Source organism: Labrys sp. 22185 (assembly GCF_052045555.1).
GTDB classification, from domain to species: domain Bacteria; phylum Pseudomonadota; class Alphaproteobacteria; order Rhizobiales; family Labraceae; genus Labrys; species Labrys neptuniae.
Genome location: NZ_JBQEPH010000038.1, coordinates 20,674 through 42,185, shown reverse-complemented (window position 1 = coordinate 42,185; position 21,512 = coordinate 20,674). Strand labels below are relative to the sequence as shown.

Annotated in this window: 24 protein-coding genes; 7 read left to right on the top strand and 17 right to left on the bottom strand. The window is 60.3% G+C overall.

What is annotated here, in order from left to right:
* The first annotated feature begins 125 nt into the window (after positions 1-125).
* Together ACTJKX_RS33930 and ACTJKX_RS33925 are read left to right on the top strand one after the other, a co-directional pair.
* Positions 126-344 carry a hypothetical protein gene (locus ACTJKX_RS33930; RefSeq protein WP_311939580.1) on the top strand — a complete coding sequence of 73 codons (219 nt, stop codon included), beginning with the start codon at positions 126-128 and terminating at the stop codon, positions 342-344.
* 194 nt (positions 345-538) lie between these two features.
* On the top strand, positions 539-799 hold the full coding sequence (locus tag ACTJKX_RS33925) for a hypothetical protein (RefSeq protein ID WP_440727998.1): 261 nt from the start codon (positions 539-541) through the stop codon (positions 797-799).
* A gap of 421 nt (positions 800-1,220) precedes the next feature.
* On the opposite strand, the gene ACTJKX_RS33920 is transcribed toward ACTJKX_RS33925, so the two are convergent.
* Complete coding sequence (locus ACTJKX_RS33920) at positions 1,221-1,763, bottom strand: DUF1269 domain-containing protein (protein ID WP_440727997.1); 543 nt, start codon at positions 1,761-1,763, stop codon at positions 1,221-1,223.
* Positions 1,764-2,515: 752 nt separating this feature from the next.
* Between ACTJKX_RS33920 and ACTJKX_RS33915 the strand changes: the two genes are divergently transcribed.
* Positions 2,516-3,064 (top strand): DUF6496 domain-containing protein, encoded by a 549-nt coding sequence (locus ACTJKX_RS33915; RefSeq protein WP_440727996.1) that lies wholly within the window; start codon positions 2,516-2,518, stop codon positions 3,062-3,064.
* Between the two features lie 299 nt (positions 3,065-3,363).
* Here the strand turns inward: ACTJKX_RS33915 and ACTJKX_RS33910 are convergent, their stop codons facing one another.
* From ACTJKX_RS33910 to ACTJKX_RS33895, 4 genes are all read right to left on the bottom strand, one after another.
* The gene (locus tag ACTJKX_RS33910) at positions 3,364-3,567 is read right to left on the bottom strand and encodes a DUF982 domain-containing protein (protein WP_440727995.1); all 204 of its coding nucleotides are present in this window, start codon (positions 3,565-3,567) and stop codon (positions 3,364-3,366) included.
* 582 nt (positions 3,568-4,149) lie between these two features.
* Positions 4,150-4,383 (bottom strand): hypothetical protein, encoded by a 234-nt coding sequence (locus ACTJKX_RS33905; RefSeq protein WP_440727994.1) that lies wholly within the window; start codon positions 4,381-4,383, stop codon positions 4,150-4,152.
* Between the two features lie 141 nt (positions 4,384-4,524).
* Complete coding sequence (locus ACTJKX_RS33900; RefSeq protein WP_394315560.1) at positions 4,525-4,824, bottom strand: DUF982 domain-containing protein; 300 nt, start codon at positions 4,822-4,824, stop codon at positions 4,525-4,527.
* A gap of 126 nt (positions 4,825-4,950) precedes the next feature.
* Entirely contained in the window at positions 4,951-5,919 is a 969-nt protein-coding gene (locus ACTJKX_RS33895) for an SDR family oxidoreductase (protein WP_440727993.1), read from the bottom strand.
* Between the two features lie 188 nt (positions 5,920-6,107).
* Here ACTJKX_RS33895 and ACTJKX_RS33890 point away from each other — a divergent pair, with 188 nt between their 5' ends.
* Positions 6,108-6,371: a hypothetical protein gene (locus ACTJKX_RS33890; RefSeq protein ID WP_440727992.1), complete on the top strand. Its 264-nt coding sequence runs from the start codon at positions 6,108-6,110 to the stop codon at positions 6,369-6,371.
* Between the two features lie 36 nt (positions 6,372-6,407).
* Here ACTJKX_RS33890 and ACTJKX_RS33885 read toward each other — a convergent pair whose 3' ends face one another.
* The 12 genes from ACTJKX_RS33885 to ACTJKX_RS33830 all read right to left on the bottom strand — a co-directional run bounded on the left by ACTJKX_RS33885 (position 6,408) and on the right by ACTJKX_RS33830 (position 18,277).
* Positions 6,408-6,977: a hypothetical protein gene (locus ACTJKX_RS33885; protein ID WP_440727991.1), complete on the bottom strand. Its 570-nt coding sequence runs from the start codon at positions 6,975-6,977 to the stop codon at positions 6,408-6,410.
* 256 nt (positions 6,978-7,233) lie between these two features.
* On the bottom strand, positions 7,234-7,449 hold the full coding sequence (locus tag ACTJKX_RS33880) for a hypothetical protein (protein ID WP_440727990.1): 216 nt from the start codon (positions 7,447-7,449) through the stop codon (positions 7,234-7,236).
* 76 nt (positions 7,450-7,525) lie between these two features.
* Positions 7,526-8,407, bottom strand: a complete 882-nt coding sequence (locus ACTJKX_RS33875) for a hypothetical protein (RefSeq protein ID WP_440727989.1) — start codon at positions 8,405-8,407, stop codon at positions 7,526-7,528.
* Positions 8,408-9,021: 614 nt separating this feature from the next.
* Positions 9,022-9,708, bottom strand: coding sequence for an HAD family hydrolase (locus ACTJKX_RS33870; protein ID WP_440727988.1), 687 nt, complete (start codon positions 9,706-9,708; stop codon positions 9,022-9,024).
* A gap of 244 nt (positions 9,709-9,952) precedes the next feature.
* Positions 9,953-12,157, bottom strand: a complete 2,205-nt coding sequence (gene paoC / locus ACTJKX_RS33865) for an aldehyde oxidoreductase molybdenum-binding subunit PaoC (protein WP_440727987.1) — start codon at positions 12,155-12,157, stop codon at positions 9,953-9,955.
* Positions 12,158-12,160: 3 nt separating this feature from the next.
* Positions 12,161-13,111 (bottom strand): FAD binding domain-containing protein, encoded by a 951-nt coding sequence (locus ACTJKX_RS33860; RefSeq protein WP_440727986.1) that lies wholly within the window; start codon positions 13,109-13,111, stop codon positions 12,161-12,163.
* The gene (gene paoA, locus ACTJKX_RS33855) at positions 13,108-13,749 is read right to left on the bottom strand and encodes an aldehyde dehydrogenase iron-sulfur subunit PaoA (protein ID WP_440727999.1); all 642 of its coding nucleotides are present in this window, start codon (positions 13,747-13,749) and stop codon (positions 13,108-13,110) included. The genes ACTJKX_RS33860 and paoA overlap by 4 nt, the downstream gene beginning before the upstream one ends.
* A 366-nt stretch (positions 13,750-14,115) precedes the next feature.
* Entirely contained in the window at positions 14,116-14,355 is a 240-nt protein-coding gene (locus ACTJKX_RS33850) for a DUF4167 domain-containing protein (RefSeq protein WP_440727985.1), read from the bottom strand.
* A 39-nt stretch (positions 14,356-14,394) separates the two neighbouring features.
* Positions 14,395-14,559: a hypothetical protein gene (locus ACTJKX_RS33845; RefSeq protein WP_440727984.1), complete on the bottom strand. Its 165-nt coding sequence runs from the start codon at positions 14,557-14,559 to the stop codon at positions 14,395-14,397.
* 353 nt (positions 14,560-14,912) lie between these two features.
* Complete coding sequence (locus ACTJKX_RS33840; RefSeq protein ID WP_440727983.1) at positions 14,913-15,521, bottom strand: cysteine hydrolase family protein; 609 nt, start codon at positions 15,519-15,521, stop codon at positions 14,913-14,915.
* 13 nt (positions 15,522-15,534) lie between these two features.
* Complete coding sequence (locus ACTJKX_RS33835) at positions 15,535-17,637, bottom strand: catalase (protein WP_440727982.1); 2,103 nt, start codon at positions 17,635-17,637, stop codon at positions 15,535-15,537.
* 241 nt (positions 17,638-17,878) lie between these two features.
* On the bottom strand, positions 17,879-18,277 hold the full coding sequence (locus ACTJKX_RS33830; protein WP_440727981.1) for a PRC-barrel domain-containing protein: 399 nt from the start codon (positions 18,275-18,277) through the stop codon (positions 17,879-17,881).
* Positions 18,278-18,840: 563 nt separating this feature from the next.
* Here ACTJKX_RS33830 and ACTJKX_RS33825 point away from each other — a divergent pair.
* The 3 genes from ACTJKX_RS33825 to ACTJKX_RS33815 all read left to right on the top strand — a co-directional run bounded on the left by ACTJKX_RS33825 (position 18,841) and on the right by ACTJKX_RS33815 (position 21,354).
* The gene (locus ACTJKX_RS33825) at positions 18,841-20,085 is read left to right on the top strand and encodes a cation:proton antiporter (RefSeq protein ID WP_440727980.1); all 1,245 of its coding nucleotides are present in this window, start codon (positions 18,841-18,843) and stop codon (positions 20,083-20,085) included.
* 261 nt (positions 20,086-20,346) lie between these two features.
* Positions 20,347-20,742, top strand: coding sequence for a PRC-barrel domain-containing protein (locus ACTJKX_RS33820; RefSeq protein ID WP_394315114.1), 396 nt, complete (start codon positions 20,347-20,349; stop codon positions 20,740-20,742).
* 168 nt (positions 20,743-20,910) lie between these two features.
* On the top strand, positions 20,911-21,354 hold the full coding sequence (locus ACTJKX_RS33815) for a PPC domain-containing DNA-binding protein (protein ID WP_394315152.1): 444 nt from the start codon (positions 20,911-20,913) through the stop codon (positions 21,352-21,354).
* Positions 21,355-21,512: the final 158 nt, after the last annotated feature.

The window sequence follows — 21,512 nt, the reverse complement described above, 5'->3', positions numbered from 1 at the left end:
GCGGGCTGTTCTTTTCCAAGAGGAGAAGGCGTAGAGGGCGCTCGCGAACGCGAGAAGCGACACGCAGTGGGCATCATGCCCACGGTCCTAGTACAGGGCCTGCTAACCCCAAAGGAGCAGGACCGGTGAAACCGATTTTCTGTATTTTCGAACGCAGCTTCGACCGCCATCCGATCGAGGTGAACGTGAATCTCATCCTCTATCTGGAGGGCAATGACGACGGCACGACGACCATGTATTTCAGGAGAGACGAATTCGTGGTCGTCAGGGGCACCCTCGCGGACACCCGCAGGCATATCGAAACCTGCACGTCGATGACCCCGCCGGCGGACGTCGCAGCCTGAAAACAAGGAGCAATTGCCGCCGGCAGGAAACCCGCATTGCTCCCTTCCCCTGCTTGCCCGCTCGCTGCCCCCATGCGCGGCGGGCTTTTTTTTAACCATGGGATTTCAGGCGGTCTTGATCCCGAAAACGCCATTGCTAGATTTCCGCACTGGAAGAGCCATCATTGCGCTCGCGTTTGTGTGGGATGGTAGGAATGGACGAAGCGCAGGAGACGACGGGTCGTTCTGAAGGGACAGAGACCAAAATCCCGATATTCTGCACATTCGAACGAAGTTTCGACCGACATCCGATCGAAGTGAACGTGACTCGCATCTGCTATATCGAGGGCAATGAGCCCGACAGCTCGACCCTGTATTTCGACAGGGAGCACTTCGTGGTCGTTCATGGCAAGGCCGAGCAGATCCGGGCACGGATCGAAACCCGGGTTTGGCAGTCGCGGATCCTGCTCCGATAGCCCCGCTCCCGCGCAACAAGCGGTCCAGGTCCGGAGCCCTGCGCTCGGCGAAAAGCAGCGTTGCCGGGCCATCACGGCTTGCGCCACGGGCTCGATCAGCCCCCCATATGGTTCATCATCGACCCCACGCTAAGAGCCGCCACCGGGCACCCTCCCTACCTTCCCCCGGGAACCGAATGCCACCGAGCGAGTTCATGAGCTCGCATAGCCAGGCAGCCGAGGTGCTGGAGCCGGTGGCAGGCAAATTTGCCGAGTTTTGTTGTCATCGGCATCGTGGGAACAGGGCTGCTGGCGGTGCCGCTGCTGGCCGGATCGAAGGGGTGCAGCCTCGGCCAGCATGCGAAGAGCACGCCGGCTCCTTGAAGGCTGCGGCGTCGTCATGTTCTCGGTGAGCAGCAGATCTGTTCGCCGGAGAAACGGCTCATGCCGGGCCCGCCCACCCCTCCGCCTCATAGGCCGATCGCACGGTGCTCGGATCGAGCGACGGAAATTTCGCAAGAATAGCCCGAACCTCGCCCTCCCTTTCATCTGCCACCCGGACAGCCACCAGACTGCGTCCACGCCTCAAGGCTTCGGCATACAGATGGGACTCGGAACTCGGAAAGCCTGCCTCGGTCAGGGACCCGATTGCACCTCCAGCCCCCGCACCGACGACGGCCCCGGTCGTGGGGCCGGCGACCATCGTCGCACCGACAAGCGCCGCGGCAATCCAGCCGGCAGCAACAACCTGCCCGATACCGGGCGCTGTCAGCAGAGCCAGGCCTGCCAGCACTCCTCCCACTCCCCCCAATGCAGCGCCGGCTCCAGCTCCGGCAACCACGTCGCGCTCGAAACTATTCGAGGCTTCCACGTCACCGGTGACCAGGGAAATATCCGTATTGGGGATGTCGGCGGCCTCGAGCTGGGTCACAGATCGCTCAGCATCCGCATAGGTTTCGAATAAAGCCGAGATAATTTTGGTCATCTCAACGCCCTCCACGGTGCATGTAGAATCTCAACACCACGATGGGAGCGATGTTCCCTCCAAAGCCGCTGCCTTGCCTGACAACCCGAATGGGTGACCGAACACCTTGAAGCCGGCAACCCGCTCAAGAGGAGCGAGGCTATGCCGCTGCTCGACTGTTCAGTCCTCCCCGGCGCGGGCGATGCGGCCCAGTTCCTTCCCAATTCTACAGCCGCGCCGCCTTTCCAAAGGAGCCAGCCCTTATTGTCGATGTTCGGAAAGCGTGAGACCGATAATCTCGCCACTGGTCTCGCCATGCCGAGAACGGCTTTGCAATCCAGCGTTGCCGCAACCCGGCTCTCTGCACGAGCCCGATGCCCCAGCAACTCGATCCAACGGTGCGCGCGCAGGCGAGGCTACCAAAGCGCACGAACCCCGAGCTCAAGCGACCAATGCAATGTTTTCACGGATGATCTGGAGCGCTGCAATCATAGCCTTTGTTCTGTTCTGCGGCCTCGTCTGGTGGGTAGGCCGTACCGATCACGCAAAGCAGGGCGGGCAGGAGCAGTCTCCCCCTATCGGCAGAACCGAGTGACAGGCGCTGCCGGCCGGACATTCGGACAGCAGCCCAATCATTGCATCGCGGCGACCGTGGCGAAACGACGGGAACGTCGGCCGGATCATTTGTCCTGCTGTCAAGTTAGGGCATTCGGAAGGGCGCAATAGGCCAATAAAATCAGGAGGTCGTTGCTGCTCAGATCGGGAGACGAGCAATGCCGAACAGGAAAACCATCGAGAAAGCCCGGCAGGACGCGCGTGAGGGCAAAGCGCCGAGCACCCAGGCCGGCGAATTCGTGCATGAGGAGATCGAGAAGATACGTCGCGGCCAGCACGGCGCACGTTCGGCCAAACAGGCCATCGCCATCGGCTTGTCCGAGGCTCGGCGCGCTGGCGTCGATTTGCCTCCTCCCAAAAAAGGCAAGGTCAAGGAAAGCACGCGCAAGAGTGCCGAATATGCCTATGAGGTCGGTCAAGGAGAACGTGTGCCCAAACGCCGCCCGCGTGTCTCCAGAGCCGTCTCCGAGGTCCTGAAGCACGAACCGAAGAACACGGCTTCCCATGAAGCACTTTCCCGGCAGGCCAGGCGCGCGGCTTCGCAGCGCACGGCCGAAGAACGCTCGGACGCTGCCAAAAAAGCCGCCGAGACCAAAGGCGCTTCGAGCCGCTCCACCGCCGCCCGCAAGGCCGCCCGGACGAAGGGCGCTCATGCAAGAAAGGAAGCCGCCCGGAAAGCCGCCGAAACGCGGGCCCACCACAGCTAGAAACCATTGTCTCGACCGATCCGACGACCGGGTCCGTTCTCATACGGGTAGGGCAGGACTCGACGATCTGCTGCGCGATCCCTGGAAGCGCGAAATGCTCGGCCGGAGCGCCCAACAACGCGTTCACGACAATTTCCTGATCTTCACCCAACTACGCCGCTGTCTCGTCTTGATTGCAGACGCGGTGAAGACCCGCTGGTCGTGACGATCGGCCGTCCTTTATGAGATTGCAATGGGGTGAACCTGCCAACAGGCCAGCCTTAGTGCAGAAGGGGTGCGCGAACGAAGGTCGCAGTATGTCATGAAAGGACAAGCAGACCGGCCTCCTCGCACGCATCGATGAAAGCCTCGCAGGTGCGGCGCGCTTCCACGAATTTTTCACCGGTCTCGATGGGCCAGTTCAGCAACAAAAAGTTGGCTGCTTCTTCCGTGGTGGCAATGGTGCGAGGTTGCCCGGCGCCGTCTTTCAGCCTGACCGGGTTGCTCCAGATATGAGTGTGCATCTCCTACCACCTCAGTTGCGGTTGTATAAAGGGAGCGAGACATACGGAGTGTCAGCCTCCTGGCTGACATCTTGCTCGGCAGCAAGCGTTTGGTTTTCAAGACGTCAGCCAGGGGCCTGACTCTCCAACTCCCTTTCCAATGAAAAGCGCAATCGTAATGCTATCTCCGCCCCTCGAACCCAGATAGGTCGAACATTGTTTCCAGACCGACCGCAGGCTTCACGGCAAAAAGGGAAGCCGGGACCATGCCGTGAATGGCGGCCTGCGCTTCAAACATCTTGGCCAAGCCATCCGCGGCCTACACCTCTCCCGGCGGTTTTGGAGGAGGTTCCGGCGGTGGCTGTGGCACCTCCACCGGTGCGGGCGGAGCTGGGAGTGTCGGCGGAATCGGCATTTCGTTTGGCGAAGGTTGACTTGGCTCGGGAGCCAGCGGCGGATCTTCCTTCGGCGCGGAATCGGCGGGTCTGGGTTGGTTCGGATCTGGCATGCAGGGTTCCTTTCTGCCTTCCCAACCTCGCGACCGCTTCATGGTTCCCGAGCATAACGGGGGTGGGCCTCCCCTGGCGCTAGACGCGTCCAGCTTCAGTCGCCGTTTCGGACATAGACCGTCTCGATGCCCAGCGTCCTGGCCAGATCGGCCACGGCTTCGAGTGCCTCATTGCGCGTATGGAAAGGGCCAATGGGATCGGAAGGGACATTGTCGTCCGAAAAAGTGGCGCTGTTGACGACCCAGACGGGGCCGGATGCTTCGATCAGGATCCAGTCGCTTTGCGTCGGCAGGTTTTCGTCCGCACGAAGATATCGAACTTCGGTCATCAGCTCCGCTCCAGCATACGGGGAGGGACAGATGCTTCGCATCCGTCGCTGCCCGCACTGCCAACTGATTTTTCGGTCCAATGTTCCCGGTTGGGCGCAACAGCCGCCGCATCGCTGCAGCGAGGCCAAAGCCACCGGGATTCACGAAGACATTCGGTGTCGCGAACTGGCTGCCATTGCCGCCATGAAGCCGAACTCGAATGCCGGCTCAAGCCCAGCTTCGCCCAGGGCATCGATGAAGGCATATCGAGCGGCTTTGGCTTTGCTGGCGTCGATCAGGGCCTCAAGACAAGCGTAGCGTGCAGCGATGTAGAGATCGTCACCGACTTCAGGCCAGCGATTGTCGAGAAAATCCAGTGCTTCCTGGACCGATCGGACGACCACAACCCGCCCCCTGCCAAGCCTGAACGAAACCGGGTGGTGGAACGATATTTCTGACATTGAACACCTCAAATAGACCAATAACGTGCATGGGCTGTTCGAGCCGAGACAGAGATTTGGATCCGCGCCTCAGGATTTCAAGAGCCGTCGTGGCGAGGAGAACAGACAGCCGTTCCTTGCAGAGCCTCACCCGCCGCCATAGCCGCCGACGATCGGCAGGATTTCGCCGGTGATGAAGCTCGAACAGTGAGGCGAGGCCAGGAACACATAGGCAGGTGCGATTTCCTCCGGTTGCGCCGGCCGTCGCATCGGCGTGTCCTTGCCGAACTTGACAATGTCCTCGGCAGCCTTGTCCGAAGGATTTAGAGGCGACCACACGGGTCCGGGCGCCACCGCATTCACGCGGATCCCCTTTGAAATCAGGTTGGCGGCGAGTGCCCGGGTGAACGCATGGATGCCTCCCTTGGTCATGGAGTAATCGAGGAGTTCCTTGGAGCCGAACATTCCGGTAATCGAGCCGGTGTTGATGATGGCGCCTCGTTCCTTCATATGCGGCACAGCCGCCTGCGCCATGAAGAAATAGCCATAGAGATTGGTCTTCAAGGTCAGGTCGAAGTGATCCTCGGTCAGATCCTCGATGCTTTTGGCGTGGACCTGAAAGGCGGCATTGTTGACGAGAACGTCGAGCCGGCCATAGTGCTCGACGGTGGTGGCAACCGCGCTCCTGCAGAAGGCGCGCGAGCGGATATCACCCTCGATCAGCAGGCATTGCCGGCCTTCCCGACGCACGGCATCGCGCGTGACATTCGCATCCGATGGCTCACCGAGATGGACAATGGCGACATCCGCTCCTTCCCGTGCGAAGAGCACAGCCACCGACCGGCCAATGCCCGAATCACCTCCCGTAATCAGGGCGACGCTGCCTTCCAGCTTGCCCGAGCCGCGATAGAAAGGTGCGTCGAAGAGAGGTGCCGGGTCGAGGTCCGCTTCTTGCCCCGGTTTGGCCTGATGCTGTTGTCCGAAGGGTGGGACCGGATAGGCGCGAACGCCCGTCTGCGGGGCGAAAACGCCACCGTCCTCGTCATGGCGCAGATCAGCCTTGGCGATCTGTCTTTGAATCTGTCGCTGGCGCTCGATCGTCCCATTGCTGGTCATGCTCTCGCTCCTGTTGACTATTGCAGCGGCCTCCCAGGGCAGCCACGGCCTGTGCCGGCACGTATCCGATGCGACGCAGCCTACTCTTCGCCTAACCGAGCCTGCTTGACGTTGTTCCGGCATGCCTGGCGGAACAACATTGCTGGTCGGGTGTTGGGCGAGGCGTTCTGCAAATCGGAGTGGATGCCATGACGACTTCCCACATGACGACCGATCATGCCCTCATCCGGCGTTGGGTCGAGGAGCGCCGCGGCGTGCCGTCGAAAGTCAAAAGCACGACCGACGGCGGCATCCTCAGGATCGGCTTCGGCGAGCCTGAGGAAGACTTGGAGCCGCTGCCCTGGCCTGCATTCTTTGCCGTTTTCGAGGATCGGGACCTGGCATTCCTCTATCAGGAACGCACCGATGACGGCGGAGTGAGCCGCTTCAACAAATTCGTGCAAAGATCTTGAGCCGATTTGCGGCCGTTGGGAAACCCGCCCCGCACATCAATGTGCCGTTCCATTTCGGTAGCTTCTTAGCTTGTCGGCCGTGGGTGGCGGGGCATGGATGTCGAACTGCGTCCAGCCCTCGGCTCGATAGGATGTTCCGAGCTGGTCGATGTCGAGAGCTCCGCATTTGAGCAGCGCGTTCTCCGTCTCAGCGCCCTTCTCATCGGGCACTGTGGCCGACACCAGTGTTCGGCCGCGCCGTACCCCCTCGGCATAGACATTGGCGTCGGCCGGAGCCACGCCGGCACCGGTCATCGCACCAACGAGGCTGCCTGCTGCACCGCCGACAACCGCTCCGCCCGTTGCACCGAGAACGGTGGAGGTAAGCCAGCCGGCGGCAACGGCAGGGCCTATGCCGGGAATGGTCAGCATGCCCAGGCCCGCCAGCAGGCCGCCAACGCCCCCCACGGCCGCGCCCATGCCGGCGCCGGCTACTGCATCATCGGCGACGGCGTCCTCATAGAAATTATCCGCATTGGAGGCGACCACGCTGATATCGGCGCCTGGGACGTTGAGGTCTTCAAGGGCATGCACGGCGCGTGCAGCATCGTCATAATGATCGTACAAAGCTGAAATCGTAGAGTCATCTGCACCTCCTCCTGCTCTGCCGTTGTCCGGTTGGACAAGGAGCACTCCAAACCGATCGTTCCCGGGTTTGTTTCCGGCCGACCACATAGCCGATGACAGCAATGGCAACATGCCTGCGCGAAGGATCACAGGTATGGGCCGCCCCGCGATAGGGACGCCGGCGAAGGAACTCCTGGAGGCGAAACCGGCCGAGCGCGTAATCAGGAAGGAGGCAGGCTTCTGCCCTTAAATTGCGTTACATCTCGCGCGATCCGCCGCCCGTTGTGAAAATGGTCATCGAGTACGGGTGTAGATCGTTTTGCTCGGCCGCGTAGATTGAAATTCCGGCAGGCAGCAGATTTATCTCCTTATCTGCGGTGATTTTCCCAGTAATACTTTGTAGATACCCGCCGACCGGGGAGCCGTCGGCGGGCAAGTTGGGCGGGTTGGATGCAAGCTTCGCGAATTGCATCGGCACTGTTCCAGTGGTCGAGCGTTTCTCGTCTAGTTTGGAGGCGAGGACCCGTCACGAGGCGTTTTGCAGCTAGTCATACTGCGGGTAGATCATCGCGAAGCCTACCGCCGACTGTTGCCATATAGGAAGCCGACAAGCCTCCAATCAACAGTGCAACGAAAGCCCAGAGGGCAGCATTGATCCCCGCCTTGCGCGCAACCTCCGCAGCTGCTTTTGCCTTTTCGGCTGTTTGAGCAGCAGCTTGTTTGGCCATGGCGACGACATCGTCAATTCGCTTTGCAGCATCCGACGGGTTAAGGCCGGTTTGGTGAGCGATCAACTGGGCCGCGTAGGCTTTATCGTCGTCACTCAACTGCCCGGCGGCGAGTGAACGAGCTGCAATGCGTCCAATCTCCGCCTTGGCTGTTGTGTCACTGGGTTGTGTCTGCTGCTGCGGTGCGCGGAACAACATGTCGGTGAAATAGGCGTTCCATCCACCATTCTCGGGATTTTCGACGGAGGAGGTTACAGCCCTGGTGGCTGCCGTCGCAGCATTTGCTCCGGCCTGTGCCGTGCCTTGCACCGCCCAGGAAAGAACCGTTCCCAACAGACAAGCCGAGAACAACGTTCCGACCGCCCACACCAACAAGCCGTGGGCAGTGTCGCGAAAAAAGACTTCGTCAGAGTGGACGCCGACCCATTGTGTCCGCAGTCGGCCGGCCAGATAACCGCCCACCGCATATGAAAACAGCGGGACTGCAATCGACCAAGCGATGGCAAGCAGGCCGATAGTCTTCACCGAAGCGCCGCTGTTCTGCCACGGGGAAACAAAGGCAAGACCGATGCCGGTCCCAACGACGATGAGTATCAATGACAGCACCGCAGCACTGGCAGCTCCTGCAAGTATCGCAGCCCAGGAAACCGCCGATCGGGGCGACTCCATTCTTTCGACGATACCTGAGACGGTCTCAGCCATTTTCAATCTCCTCTAATGATAAAGAAGAGCTATCAGGATAATGATCGGGATAGGGACCCCGAGAAGCCAAAGAAGAATTCCACGGCCCATGACGTTGTCTCCAGCTGGGTTGGCGCAGTCGCGCCGGCGACCATCAAACTAAAGAAAAAACGAGTTGTTCCAGGCAAGATGGCGACGTTACACAAACTGTCTCCAGTGGGATCTGCAGCAACGGCAATTGCGAGCGGCATGCCGTTTTGGACATCGCGTGACCGATGGATTGTTCTTCTCCCTCTTCGCTCCGCCGTTGCCTTGCTCGGCCGTTATACATGGAAGGTTAAGAGGCATTCGATGCGGAGGCGCTTGCCCTCCGCATCGCTGCTTCCGACCGGCCTGGAGGGCAAGACTTTGCTCCTGATGCCTGGCGCGTCAGGCCAACTCAACCCTCAACCTTGACGGCCCGGGGGGAACCAGGGGCTGTGCCGCAATAGGGGTACGTTGCCCGAGGTGAGATCTTGCACTGCAGGAGATATCTGTAGTGCGCAGCACAACAGCATCAGGTCGGGAAGGGAAATCTAGGCCACAGTGCCGGCGACGAAACAAACGCTGCGAGACAGAGCACGCCTGTCCGCCCGCTATCGCCGTCCTCCAACTTCGTCAATATGTTGCAAAAGATCGAGCGGGTCATCGTAGACGCGGATTGCTCCCGCATCTCGAAGTTCATCCGGTCCATAACCGCCACTGAGCAGCCCGACGCCCAATGCCTTGCAACGGACTGCGGCCAACATATCCCAGATGCTATCTCCAACCACAATAGCGTTTTCGATCGGTACCCCAAGCCGCTCAGCCGCCGCCAGAAAGAGGTCGGGATCGGGCTTGGCGTATTTCACCTGGTCTCGCGTTACCACTGGCGAACGATCGGGATCGACGCCGAGCGCCGCCAGATTGACGGCCGCCGTCTCCATGCGTCCGCTGGTAGCGATTGCCCAGGGAATGTTGGCTTGCGTCAACCAGTCGAGCAGTTCACGGGCACCCGGCAGGGGACGGATACTGCTGCCATAACGTCGATAGGAGGCCGCATGATTTTTGCGCAAGCGATCTACCCGTTCTTCGCTGATGTCCAGCCCGGTTTCACGCAGGAGTTGGTTGGTGAACAAACCCCCGCTCATGCCAATCTTGCGATGAATGCGCCAGACAGAGAGCCTGATGCCTTCGGCATCCAGGGCTTCCTTCCAGGCCAATACGTGCTGGTAAACGCTATCGACAAGCGTGCCATCGAGATCGAACAGGAAAGCGGGGTGAATCCGTGTGCTGTCGGCCATTGCAATACTTCTCCTGGGTTTGCGCCGCATATTCGACGCACCGGGTTAGCCGTCCTGCTGGGATGCGCGAACGCAGTTTTCCTCGAATAAATCGGAGTTTTCAGCTCGCCAGGTTTTCGCCCCGGCCATCATACATTTCTTGACCGTCGAAAAACACTTGCCGTCGACGCTCGGAAGACGACCTGCCTTCGCCCCAGCTAATCCGAGTAGCCTTGAGCGGGCGTCAGGCGCCAGACGTGCCTCATTACATCGCAGGCAGATGGTCAATGAGCTTATCCAGGGTGATCGGATAGTCGCGTACGCGCACCCCCGTGGCGTTGTAGATCGCATTGGCGACGGCTGCGGCAACGCCACAGATTCCGAGTTCGGCAACGCCCTTGGCCTTCATCGGCGACGAGATTGGATCTGTTTCGTCGAGGAAGATCACCTCCTGGTGCGGGATGTCGGCATGGACCGGAACCTCATAGCTTGCCAGGTCATGATTGACGAAGAAGCCGGTGCGCTTGTCGACGACCAATTCCTCCGTCAGGGCAGCGCCGACACCCATGGTCATTGCCCCGATCAACTGACTGCGCGCGGTCTTTGGGTTCAGGATACGGCCGCAGGCACAGGCTGCTAACATCCGCCTGACCCGGGTCTCTCCGGTCGCGGCATCGACGCCGACCTCGACGAAATGCGCACCGAAAGTCGACTGCTGGAACTTCTTTGCGAGATCGCCATATTCGATGCCGTCCTCGACAACGAGCCCGTCCCGGCCGGCTGCCTGGGCAAGCGACGCGCTACGGTTGCCCGCCCGGACCTGACCATCGGCGAAGACGGCTTCGGTCGAATTGAAGCCGAGCCTCTGAGCCACGGCTTCGCGCAGCTTGACGCATGCAGCATAGACGCCGGCGGTCGAATTGTTGCCGCCCCATTGCCCGCCAGAACCGCAGGAGAACGGAAACGTCGAGTCACCGAGGCGAACCCTCACTTTCTCCACCGGCACGCCCATCATCTCCGCGGCGGTCTGGGCGATGATGGTGTAGCTGCCGGTACCGATGTCGGTCATGTCGGTCTCGACGGTCACCGTACCGCTGCCGTCGAGCCGAACGCGCGCCGCCGACTTCGTCGACAGGTTGTTGCGAAAGGCGGCGGCAACGCCCATGCCGATGAGAAAGCGCCCATCACGCGTTCGACCGGGCTGGACTTGTCGCTTGTTCCAGCCGAACCGTTCTGCGCCTATGCGCAGGCATTCGACCAGATGACGCTGCGAGAACGGACGCTCCGGATGTTCGGGATCGACGTGGGTATCGTTGAGAATGCGAAACTCCACCGGGTCCAATCCGAGTTTCTCCGCCATTTCATCAATGGCGACCTCGAGTGCCATCATGCCGGAAGCCTCGCCCGGCGCACGCATCGCATTTCCTTCGGCAAGGTCGAGGACTGCAAGGCGCATCGCGCTCATGCGGTTGGCGCCGGCATAGAGCAGGCGGGTCTGGCTCACGGCTGTTTCAGGACCGCCACCCGGAAGATCGCCGGACCAACTTTCATGTCCGATCGCGGTGATCTTGCCCTCGTGTGTCGCGCCGATGCGAATGCGCTGGATCGTCGCCGGTCGATGCGTCGTATTGTTAGCCAAGAGCGGGCGGGTCAGAGCGACCTTGACCGGGCGCCCGGCCACACGCGCCCCGAGAGCCGCGAGCAGCACATCGGCCCTCAGGAACAGCTTGCCGCCAAAACCACCACCGATGAACGGCGAGATGACGCGAACCCTGTCCTTGGCAATGCCGAGCGTCTCAGCAAGATCGCCGGCGGCCCAGGCGATCATCTGGTTGGATGTCCAGACGGTAAGCTTGTCCCCTTCCCAGGCGGCGATCGAAGCATGGGGCTCCATCATCGCGTGGGATTGATCGGGCGTGGTGTAGGTGGCGTCAAGGCGGACTGGTGCCGCAGAAAACGCGCCGACAAAGTCGCCGACGGCAGTGTCGGCGGGTCCGCCGAAGCCGGGTTTGGGCGCCTCAGCCGAGTTTTTCGCCGACGCAAGATCGAAGACACCATCGGTCCGCTCATAGTCCACCTGAAGCAAAGAGGCGGCCGCACGCGCCTGCTCGAATGTCTCGGCGACGACCAATGCAATCGCCTGGTGGTAATGCTCGATGGCGGGGCCGCCGAGCAAAGTTGCGGTATTCCGGCTGCCCTTGCCGAGCTTGCCGGTATTCTGCGCCGTGACGATGGCAAGCACGCCGGGAGATGCCCTGGCTTTGGCAAGATCGATCGAGGCGATACGCCCCTTGGCGATCGCCGCCCCCACCACATAGCCATAGGCCTGGTTCGCCACGGCATCGTGGCGTTCATAGGCATAGGGCGCCGTACCGGTGGTCTTAAGGGGGCCGTCGATCCGGCTGACTGGCTGGCCGATGATTTTGAGCCGGTCGATCGGATTGGTTGTCGCAGGGGTGTCGAATTTCATGGCTCATCCCCTCGCCTCTGACAGAACGGCACCGAGCGTGCGCTCGATGAGCGGCAGCTTGAATGCGTTCTGCCGGGTCGGATTGGCACCGGCGAGAAGCTGCGCCGTGACCGCCTTGGTCCCGCGCGGCAACGCGACTTCCGCCGCCTCGACGCGCCAGGGCTTGTGTGCCACCCCACCAAGCGCGACCCGTCCGGTCCCGTCCTGCTGGACGATCGCCCCGATCGAAACCAAGGCGAAGGCGTAGGAGGCGCGATCGCGAACTTTGCGGTAGATCTGCCGGCCGCCGATCGGCTTCGGCAAAGTGACCGCGCTGATCAATTCGCCGGCCGTGAGAACAGTCTCCTTGTCCGGCGTGTCCCCCGGCAATCGATAGAACTCAGAAATCGGAATGCTTCGTGTCGCACCATTCGCGCGCAGTGTCTCCACCGTTGCATCCAGGGCGCGCATGGCCACGGCCATGTCGCTGGGATGAGTGGCAATGCAGGCGTCGCTGCCCCCCAGGATCGCATGGTTGCGCGTGAACCCGCCGATTGCCGAACAGCCGCTACCGGGCTCACGCTTGTTGCACGGCTGATCGGTATCATAGAAATAGGGACAGCGTGTTCGCTGCAGGAGATTGCCTGCGGTCGTGGCCTTGTTACGCAGTTGGGCCGAAGCACCGGCGACCAATGCGCGTGTTAGCAGGGGATAGTCGCGCCGCACGCGTTCGTCCGCTGCAAGATCGGTGTTTCGCACCAGGGCGCCGATGCGCAAGCCGCCATCAGGCGTGGCCTCGATGGTGTCGAAGACAAGACCGTTGACGTCGATGAGATGCGGGGGCGTTTCAATCTCGAGCTTCATGAGATCGAGCAGGTTGGTGCCGCCGGCAATGAATTTTGCACCCTGGATCCGTGCGGCTGCGGCGACTGCTTCGGCGGGTGAAGTCGCCCGTTCATAGGTGAAGGACTTCATACCTTCCTCCCCGCCACCTCGCCGATGGCGTCGATGATGTTGGAATAGGCGGCGCAACGGCAGATATTGCCGCTCATGCGCTCTCTGAGTTCCAGGCCCGTCAGCTCCGGACGAGACATCAGATCCGCACTGACATGGCTCGGAATGCCGGCTTGGATCTCATCGAGCACTGCAACCGCCGAGCAGATCTGACCGGGTGTGCAATAGCCGCATTGATAGCCGTCATGTTTGACGAAGGCAGCCTGCATCGGATGCAGTTTGTCCGGCGTGCCCAGCCCTTCGATGGTCGTGACGCGATCGCCCTCGTGCATCACGGCCAGCGTGAGGCAGGAATTGATCCGCCGGCCCTCGACGATCACCGTGCAGGCCCCGCATTGACCGTGATCGCAGCCCTTTTTTGTTCCGGTGAGATGGAGATGCTCCCGAAGCGCGTCGAGCAAGGTGGTACGCACATCGATCCGCAACTTGCGCATCTCGCCATTCACAACGATCGACACGTCGGACATGTTGAGTTGGTTCGGCATCATCGGTTTCCCGGCGGCAGCCATTTGGGCCTGAGCCTGGGGAGGAAGGCCCAGCACTGCGGCTCCAGCGATCAACAGCTCACGCCGCCTTATGTCGTGGTCGAGGCTTCGCATGCGAGGTTCCAATCTGTTTGCACGGGATGCGACAGAGGCGCCTCCCATCAACCGACGAACAAAGATGCGGATTGGCGGTTCCCGATTAAGTCGGTGGATCTCGTTCAGCAAAGATCGACGATAGATCGCACGGTCCGTGCCGCAGCCGCGCAGGAGCCGCCTATAGGGGGACGCTACCAAGCTGAGCGATCCGGCTCCCGCATCTTCAGGGAAGATCAACGGCGAGGAGCCGGACCACCGGACTCTACTCTGCAAGGTCAATTGTCGGATGGCACAGGGCGTGTTTGACCTCACCCCCTCCGAACTACGACGAGAGGCTGCTGTTCCCGCCTCCTCCCGGCATTTCTACCGCTTTGGGGGAGGAGGTCAGTTTGGCTTGGCTTGGGAAGTGGCCCGCATGGTTCGCAGATAATGCTCTGCATGCTGATAGTAGTTTTCAGCGCTGATCCGGTCTCCCGCCATAGCCTCGGCATGAGCCAGTCTCAGATAGGATTCATAGTTCTCGCGCGCATTGCGGGAGGTCTTGTGCTTTGCGCCGCCGGAGGGCGCCATTCGCTGGGATCGATTTCCGGATATCGCGTTTGTAAGATTATAGTTCGTGTTCATCGAAGTCCTGGGTCACTAGGTGACGCCGTCCTGATTTGATCAACCGAGCTGGTCGGCAACGATTTTGCGCAGTTCCTCGCGGCTAAGGCCGCAAGGCTCCGGTTGCCAGGCTTTCTTGGTTTTTGGCAGAGCCGGGGTAGTTGAATTCTTGATATGGCGGGGTTGCTCTCCCGCCATTGAATTTCGATTGATGATGTTCTTCATGATTTCCCGTCGGGCAGCTTCAAGGTGAAGCCGATGCCCTGTTTGTGAAAATTGCTGAGATCCACGCGCCCCTGGAAGAGGGCTCTCTACCGGCCCGTTCCGGTGAAATGAACGGTTGGGAGCGCATAGCGTCCTACGCTGAACGCAGCCCCGTTGGGGTAAGTTCCCAGCCGGCCAAATGTGGATATTTGAAAGGGCGAAAGGTCACATGCGTATCAAATCACGCCAACTCGATCACACCACTTTCCAGACGAAAGATAGTCATGCCATCGATGAATTTCAACCCTGAGGAGAATATCGTTTTCGCTTCAAACCGGGACGATGTCGCGGTTGTTTACGCGATTCTGGCCTTGTCACCGCCAGTTTTCCAGAATTTCCTCGCTGCTCGATACCTCGATCTGTTCGGAAAATCGGGTGAGGTAGAGCCGCATGAGAGCGTCATGCGTCTCATCCGAAGAGCTGCAGAGAGCATCTATCGCGAGCACGACGCGATACCCTCTGTCGATTGCCCCCAGGACCGTCGCCAGAACACATACGTCCGTCTCCCCGCCTGAGATGACGATGGTGTTTATGCCAGTGCCTATCAAAACCCTGTCGAGATGTCCCTCCGTCCAGGGCGAATAGACCGCCTTATCCAGGACCTTGCCAGGCGGAACGAAGCGCTCAAGTGACGCGACCAGCCTGATGGCATCAAGGCCGATTGCATCCAGGGTGACGCAAGCCCATTTGCGGTAATAGCGTTCCCAGCTTCCCCTCCCCTCTCCGGCCCGGGGCGCCGGTATGAACCTGGTGAAGATCGTTTGGGCCGCGTGATGTGCACAGAGGATCTCTATCACCGGCACTACCTTCTCAAGCCAGGGCACCGCCCATGGATAGCCGGGCCCGAACAGGCGTTGCATGTCAACGCAAAGGTGAAGGCAGTTGGGACCGAGCGGTCCGTGGACAAGGCCCTGCGCAGCCATCCGGTCGCACTCTTCAGAGTTTGACGCCTGCTTCGCGAGCCCAAAGGCGTAGCTGACGGCAAGCCTTTACGAAACGGGCGATCGATCCCGTATCGGTGAGATAAACGAGGCCTTCGTCAGCATCGAGGGCGACACCGGATTTGAGCAACAGGGCCTCGGCGCCATTGCTGAAGCCGATGAACTTGCAGTGTGCAAACGCATCCGCCACGAAATCTCGGGCGGCCGCCTCGGCTGTCAACGCTTCCGCCCCCTCGTCCGACAACAGCAGAACTACGGCGTCGAAAAGGACCGAGGGACCGCCATCGATCATGTGTTTTGCTGGAATGAGGCTCCCGTCCCTGGCCTTTACGCCGCCCACCTTGGGGGCGACCACCTCCAGAACCGCGCCCTCCTTTGCAAGTGCGGCCCGCAACGCCTCAAGCATTACGGTGTCGGATCCAGTGCCGACCAGAACACCAACCTTGCGGCCGGCAAAGCTTGGGGGTCCGTTCCGGACGATGCTGAGGGCTCGCGACGGCGGGAGATCCCGTCGCGGTACGACAGCCGCATCGGCCGGCTTGGGCATTTCGGCAATTCCAAGCTTGCCTGAGACGCTCGCGCCGAGCCTTTCGTCGATATTCAGCAGATGCGAGACGATCCGCTCGCGGATGAGCGGATTTTCGCACTTGCTCAGTTCGAAGGTGAGCGCCATTGCGATGTGCTCCTGCTCGGGAGCCGCTTGACTGATATAGAATTGCCGTGCCTGGCTATAGTGATCGGCAAAGCTCTCGGCACGCAGGCGGACCTTCGGTGCATCGATGGCCTCGCGGAAGGAGCGGAAGCCACGGATGGGATCTTCTCGCGGCCCCTGCTCCCACGAATTCGGCTGGTAGTTGGCGCGGCCCACCGGGTTGCGCATGGCCATATGCCCATCCTGCTGGAAATGTGCGAACGGACATTTCGGGGCGTTGATCGGGATATGGGTAAAATTCGGGCTTCCCAGCCTCTTGAGCTGGGTGTCGAGATAGGAAAAGTTGCGGCCTTGCAGCAGGGGATCATTCGAAAAATCGATCCCCGGCGGCACATTCTGCGTCATGAAGGCGACCTGCTCGGTTTCGGCGAAGAAATTGTCCGGCATCCGATCCAGCACCAGTCTTCCCACGGGCATCGGCTTGATGACTTCCTCCGGTATGAGCTTGGTCGGATCCAGCACATCGAAGTCGAAGCTGTCTGCGAATGCCTGATCGAAGAGCTGCACGCAAAGTTCCCATTCGGGGAAATTCCCGGACGAAATCGCGTCCCAGAGATCGCGCCGGTGAAAGTCCGGATCGGCGCCATTGATCTTCACCGCCTCGTTCCAGACGACCGATTGCAGGCCGAGTTTCGGCTTCCAGAGGAATTTGACGAAGGTGGATTTGTCCCCGGCATCGAGAAAGCGGAAGGTGTGAACACCGAAGCCTTCCATGAAGCGGAATGATCGCGGGATCGCCCGGTCGGACATCACCCACATGATCATGTGCATGGATTCCGGCGTCAGCGAGATGAAATCCCAGAAATTGTCATGCGCCGACTGGGCCTGCGGAAAGGCACGGTCCGGCTCCGGCTTCACCGCGTGAATGACATCCGGAAACTTGATGGCGTCCTGGATGAAGAAGACCGGGATGTTGTTGCCAACGAGATCCCAGTTTCCTTCCTTGGTATAAATCTTCACCGCGAAGCCGCGGACATCACGAGCCAGGTCGAACGAGCCCTTGGAGCCGGCGACCGTCGAGAACCGCACAAAGGCCGGCGTCTTCTCGCCAGGCCGCTGGAACAGGTCGGCACGCGTATACTTCGAGAGGGATTTGTAGGTCTCGAAGTAGCCGTGCGCCCCATATCCACGGGCATGGACGACACGCTCTGGAATGCGTTCATGATCAAAATGGAAGATCTTCTCCCGGAAATGGAAGTCTTCGAGAAGGGTTGGACCGCGTTCGCCGACCCTGAGGCTGTTCTGGTCATCCGCGACCGGACCTCCCTGGGCGGTTGTCAAACGGGCCCTATCGCCCTCCGCAATTTGGTGCAGCTCACCGCCATTGCCGCGCTGCAGCGATTGCTCGTGGATCTTCGCTATCCCGTTTTTGGCCTTCTTAGCCATGCTGCTATCTCCGAGATTTTGCTCCCAACCAGCCGTCCGTCAGCGGACGCCTGCCGCGCCAGGAGATTTCTGCTGCAATCGTCACCACGGCCTCGCGGAACTTCGCGGGCCTTTTCCACGCCAGCCTGCTCGATGGCTCATTGCCTCTTCCTCGAGGCGGTAAGAGAACAAGCTCTCCGCCTCGACATCGGATAGGGTGAAGCCGGCACCGGTGTTCCGGCTTCATGGCCGGCAAAGAGGGCTACGGACGTTGGTCCAGCCTCGGGTCCAGGGGATTGCCACCCCAGAGGCCGCCATAATACGCATCCACCGCCCTGGGGCGATCTGGGTTGTCCCAATCCCAGTCACTTTCGGAACTGTATTTCGGACCGCTTTTGAGTTGGTCCTCTGACAAATTCGTCTGATAGCCGCCGAGATCGGTGTTGTAAGTCAACGTGTTCCAAGAGAGCGGATAGTGATCGGTTCCCATGCCGAGGAAACCTCCAAACCCCAACACGGCGTAGGAGACTTGCCCTGTCTTCTTGTCGATCATGACACGCTCGATCGAGCCGATTTTTTCTCCGTCGGCGCCGTAAACGGCCGTGCCTTCAACTTTGTCGCTGCCGATGAGGTTGGCATATTCCCTGCTCTCGATGGTCATGAAAAACTCCTCCTTGCGTGCGCCTTCAGAAAGGTGGCGACGAAACATCCTGGTTCAGGCCCTCCATCCCACCGGAGTAATCAAGCGGACACGTCGATCGGTCAGCCTCAGCCGGCGTTGGAGGCCCCCAAACTGCTCTCAATGTCATTGGTTCCTCAGGCTGCGATTTGCATGTCAGGCCAGCAATTTCGGGCTGCCTGATCAAAACCAGAGAACTATGCCGATTAGTGTGGAACTGGACGGGACAACGCCGGTTAGGCAGGCACGAAGGGTCCGACGCCTTCGTGGGTCAGCGATGCGGAAAATCGCTGACCTAGCGACCCGACCGATGCCTTTCGTCCCCTGGGCAATTCGGCCGGGCCGCAGCGTTCTCGAGATATCACATTCCCTCAATGGGGGGAGGACGCTGCTCAGCGCCTCGGCTCGGCGTCTCCGGTTCCCCGGGATACCGGCTAGGCCGTACCGGGATGGCAAGGCCTGCTTCGCAACCGCAAGGCCTGCAACTTTCAGTCACCCCTTGCGCAGCGCCGCAATAACCTCAGAGACGAGGGAGCGTCATAGGCATGTGGCAATTACTCGATCCGATGACGGTTCTACCGCTCGGCTTTGGTATTGTCGTTCTTCTCACGGCTTGGCTTCCTCTCGTACTGAGGCGTCTGCCTTTGTCGTTACCGATCATCGCCCTGGCCATTGGGTATTTTGCCTATCCCAGAAGCTGGGCCGTCCCGCCCCCTGAAGTGATCTTCAACCGGCGAAGCTTCGAGCATCTTACCGAATTCGTCATCCTGATTGCCTTGATGGGTAGTGGACTGCGCATCGAGCGCTATTTTCATTGGCACCAATGGCGCGTGACCGCGCGAATGCTGACCCTTGCCATGCCGTTGACCATTGCGGCCATTGCCATATTGGGCCGGACAATGGGCGGTCTATCCTGGGCGGCCGCCCTTTTGCTCGCAGCGGCTCTGGCCCCAACCGACCCCGTGCTCGCTGCCGACGTTCAGGTCGGCGCCCCAGGACAGGAAGAGGGAGGCGAGGCCCGGTTCAGCTTGACCACCGAAGCAGGTCTCAACGACGGGTTGGCTTTCCCTTTCGTCGTGCTGGCGCTAACCTTGGCGGGATCCGGAGGAGACCCCGAGTGGCTTTGCTGGTTGGCCTATGAAGTATTCTGGAAGCTGACCTGCGGTGCCGGTGTCGGTCTGGCCATCGGCCGTTTCTTCGGCTGGCTCAGCTTCAGGTTACCCGGTGTCGAGTTGTCGAAAACAGGGGACGGATTGGCTGCAGTGGGGATGACCTTTATCGTTTACGCGGTCACCCAATTGCTGCACGGCAACGGCTTCATCGCTGTCTTCGTGGCTGCCGTCGCCCTGAGAGCCAGCGATCGTGGCCACGGCTGCCATTCGGATCTGGAAGGATTTTCGGAACAGATCGAGCGCATTCTCATGGTCGTTGTGATGATCATCTTCGGAGGCACGATTGCAGCCGGAGGCCTTGAAGGCTTGACTTGGCGTGACAGTGCTATCGGTCTTGCGATCTTGCTGGTCATTCGCCCGATCGTGGCCTGGTTCAGCCTAGCCCGACTTGGGCTCTCGGCCGTTGCCCGTGGCCTGATCTGTTTCTTCGGCATAAGAGGATTGGGAACACTCTACTATATGGCCTATGCCAGCGGCCATGGCCGCCCGGCTGAGATGCAGCACTTGCTGGCGCTGACCTCGTTCGTTGTGCTTGCCTCGGTGCTGCTGCACGGCATGTCGTCAGGTCCGATCATGATGTGGGTCGATCGGCGTCGAGCGGCCATCCGGCACAGTTGAAGCAGCGGATCGGGTCCAGTTGAGACGAATACTCGTGCGATGCCGTGTTCAGCTTGCCGGAGACGATGGGACCGGAGAAGTGGGACCATCGCTGACCGTCGACATTGCAGGCGATGTGGAATGAATGATTCCCGGAGCTCCGAGGTTGGCAGCAAGTAGGAGGCAGGAAAAAACCACCACGCCAGCACCATACGCAACGGAACTTCTCGCGCATCCCGAGGTTCGGAAGGCTCCTTGAAAACATATCGCGAGGAGATACCAATGCGCAGACTGTTGATGGCAGCCACCATCATTCCGTTGCTGGCAACCCCGGCGCTTTCGCAAACAGCGACAACGACGACCACACAGACTTTCATCACCGCCAAGCCGACGGACGTGCTCAGCAGCAACGTGATCGGGCTGAACATCTACAATGCGGCAGAGGAAAATATCGGCGAGATCAAGGATCTGGTGATTTCCGATGGCCAGCTCACTGGCTATGTGGTTTCTGTCGGCGGGTTCCTGGGTATCGGCGAGCACTACGTCGTCGTGTCGCCGGCAAGCGTGAAGGTCAACTATTCCGACAGCGACAAGAAATGGTCCGCCAAGATGGAGGCCTCAAAGGACCAACTCAAGGCCGCCCCGCCATTCAAATATGAAGGGCGATGGAAGAAGTAATGCGCACCATTCGCGCAGAGTACGTTCCGACCGCGAGATCTGACAGGGCCGGCAGATGTCGATGATGCCGGCTTGCATCCGGTGCTACCACCCGCCCTTCGAAAAAAGGGTGGCAGCAATAACGGCCGAAGCTCGATCGAGAGTGGGTCAAGCCCGAGAGAGGTCTCGATGAAATCAAAAAAACTCTCGAGTGGCACGAGGCAAACGACTTTCGTCCTGGTCCTCGAGGACGGTGAAGAGGCTTTTGCCACGATTACCGATTTCGCCAGGCGCGAGAATATCGGCGGTGCGTCGCTGACGGCGATCGGCGCCTTCAGCGGGGCGACGGTCGGCTGGTTCGACTTCGGCGGCCGCACCTACCGCAGGATTGCCGTCGATCAGCAATGCGAAGTCCTGAGCCTTCTGGGCGATCTTGCCGAAGGCGAGGACGGCAAGCCGAGTCTGCATATCCATGCCGTTCTCGGCCTGTCGGATGGCACCACGCGTGGCGGACATTTTCTCGACGGGGTCGTACATCCCACCCTTGAGGTGACGCTCGTCGAGACTCCAGTCAATCTGCGCCGTCGCAAACATGCGGAACTGGGCATTGCGCTGATCGATCTTTCAGACTGAATACACGCTGGCCAGAGATTTCTCATCACCTGTCACGACCAACGCCCTGCAAAAAAGTCAGGCTCGGCTCTTCGGCGGGGAGACACGCATCGTTGAGCAGCACCCAGCACCCTGGCGTGAAACCAAGATTGCACACCGACGTTAGGTACCGGCCCACG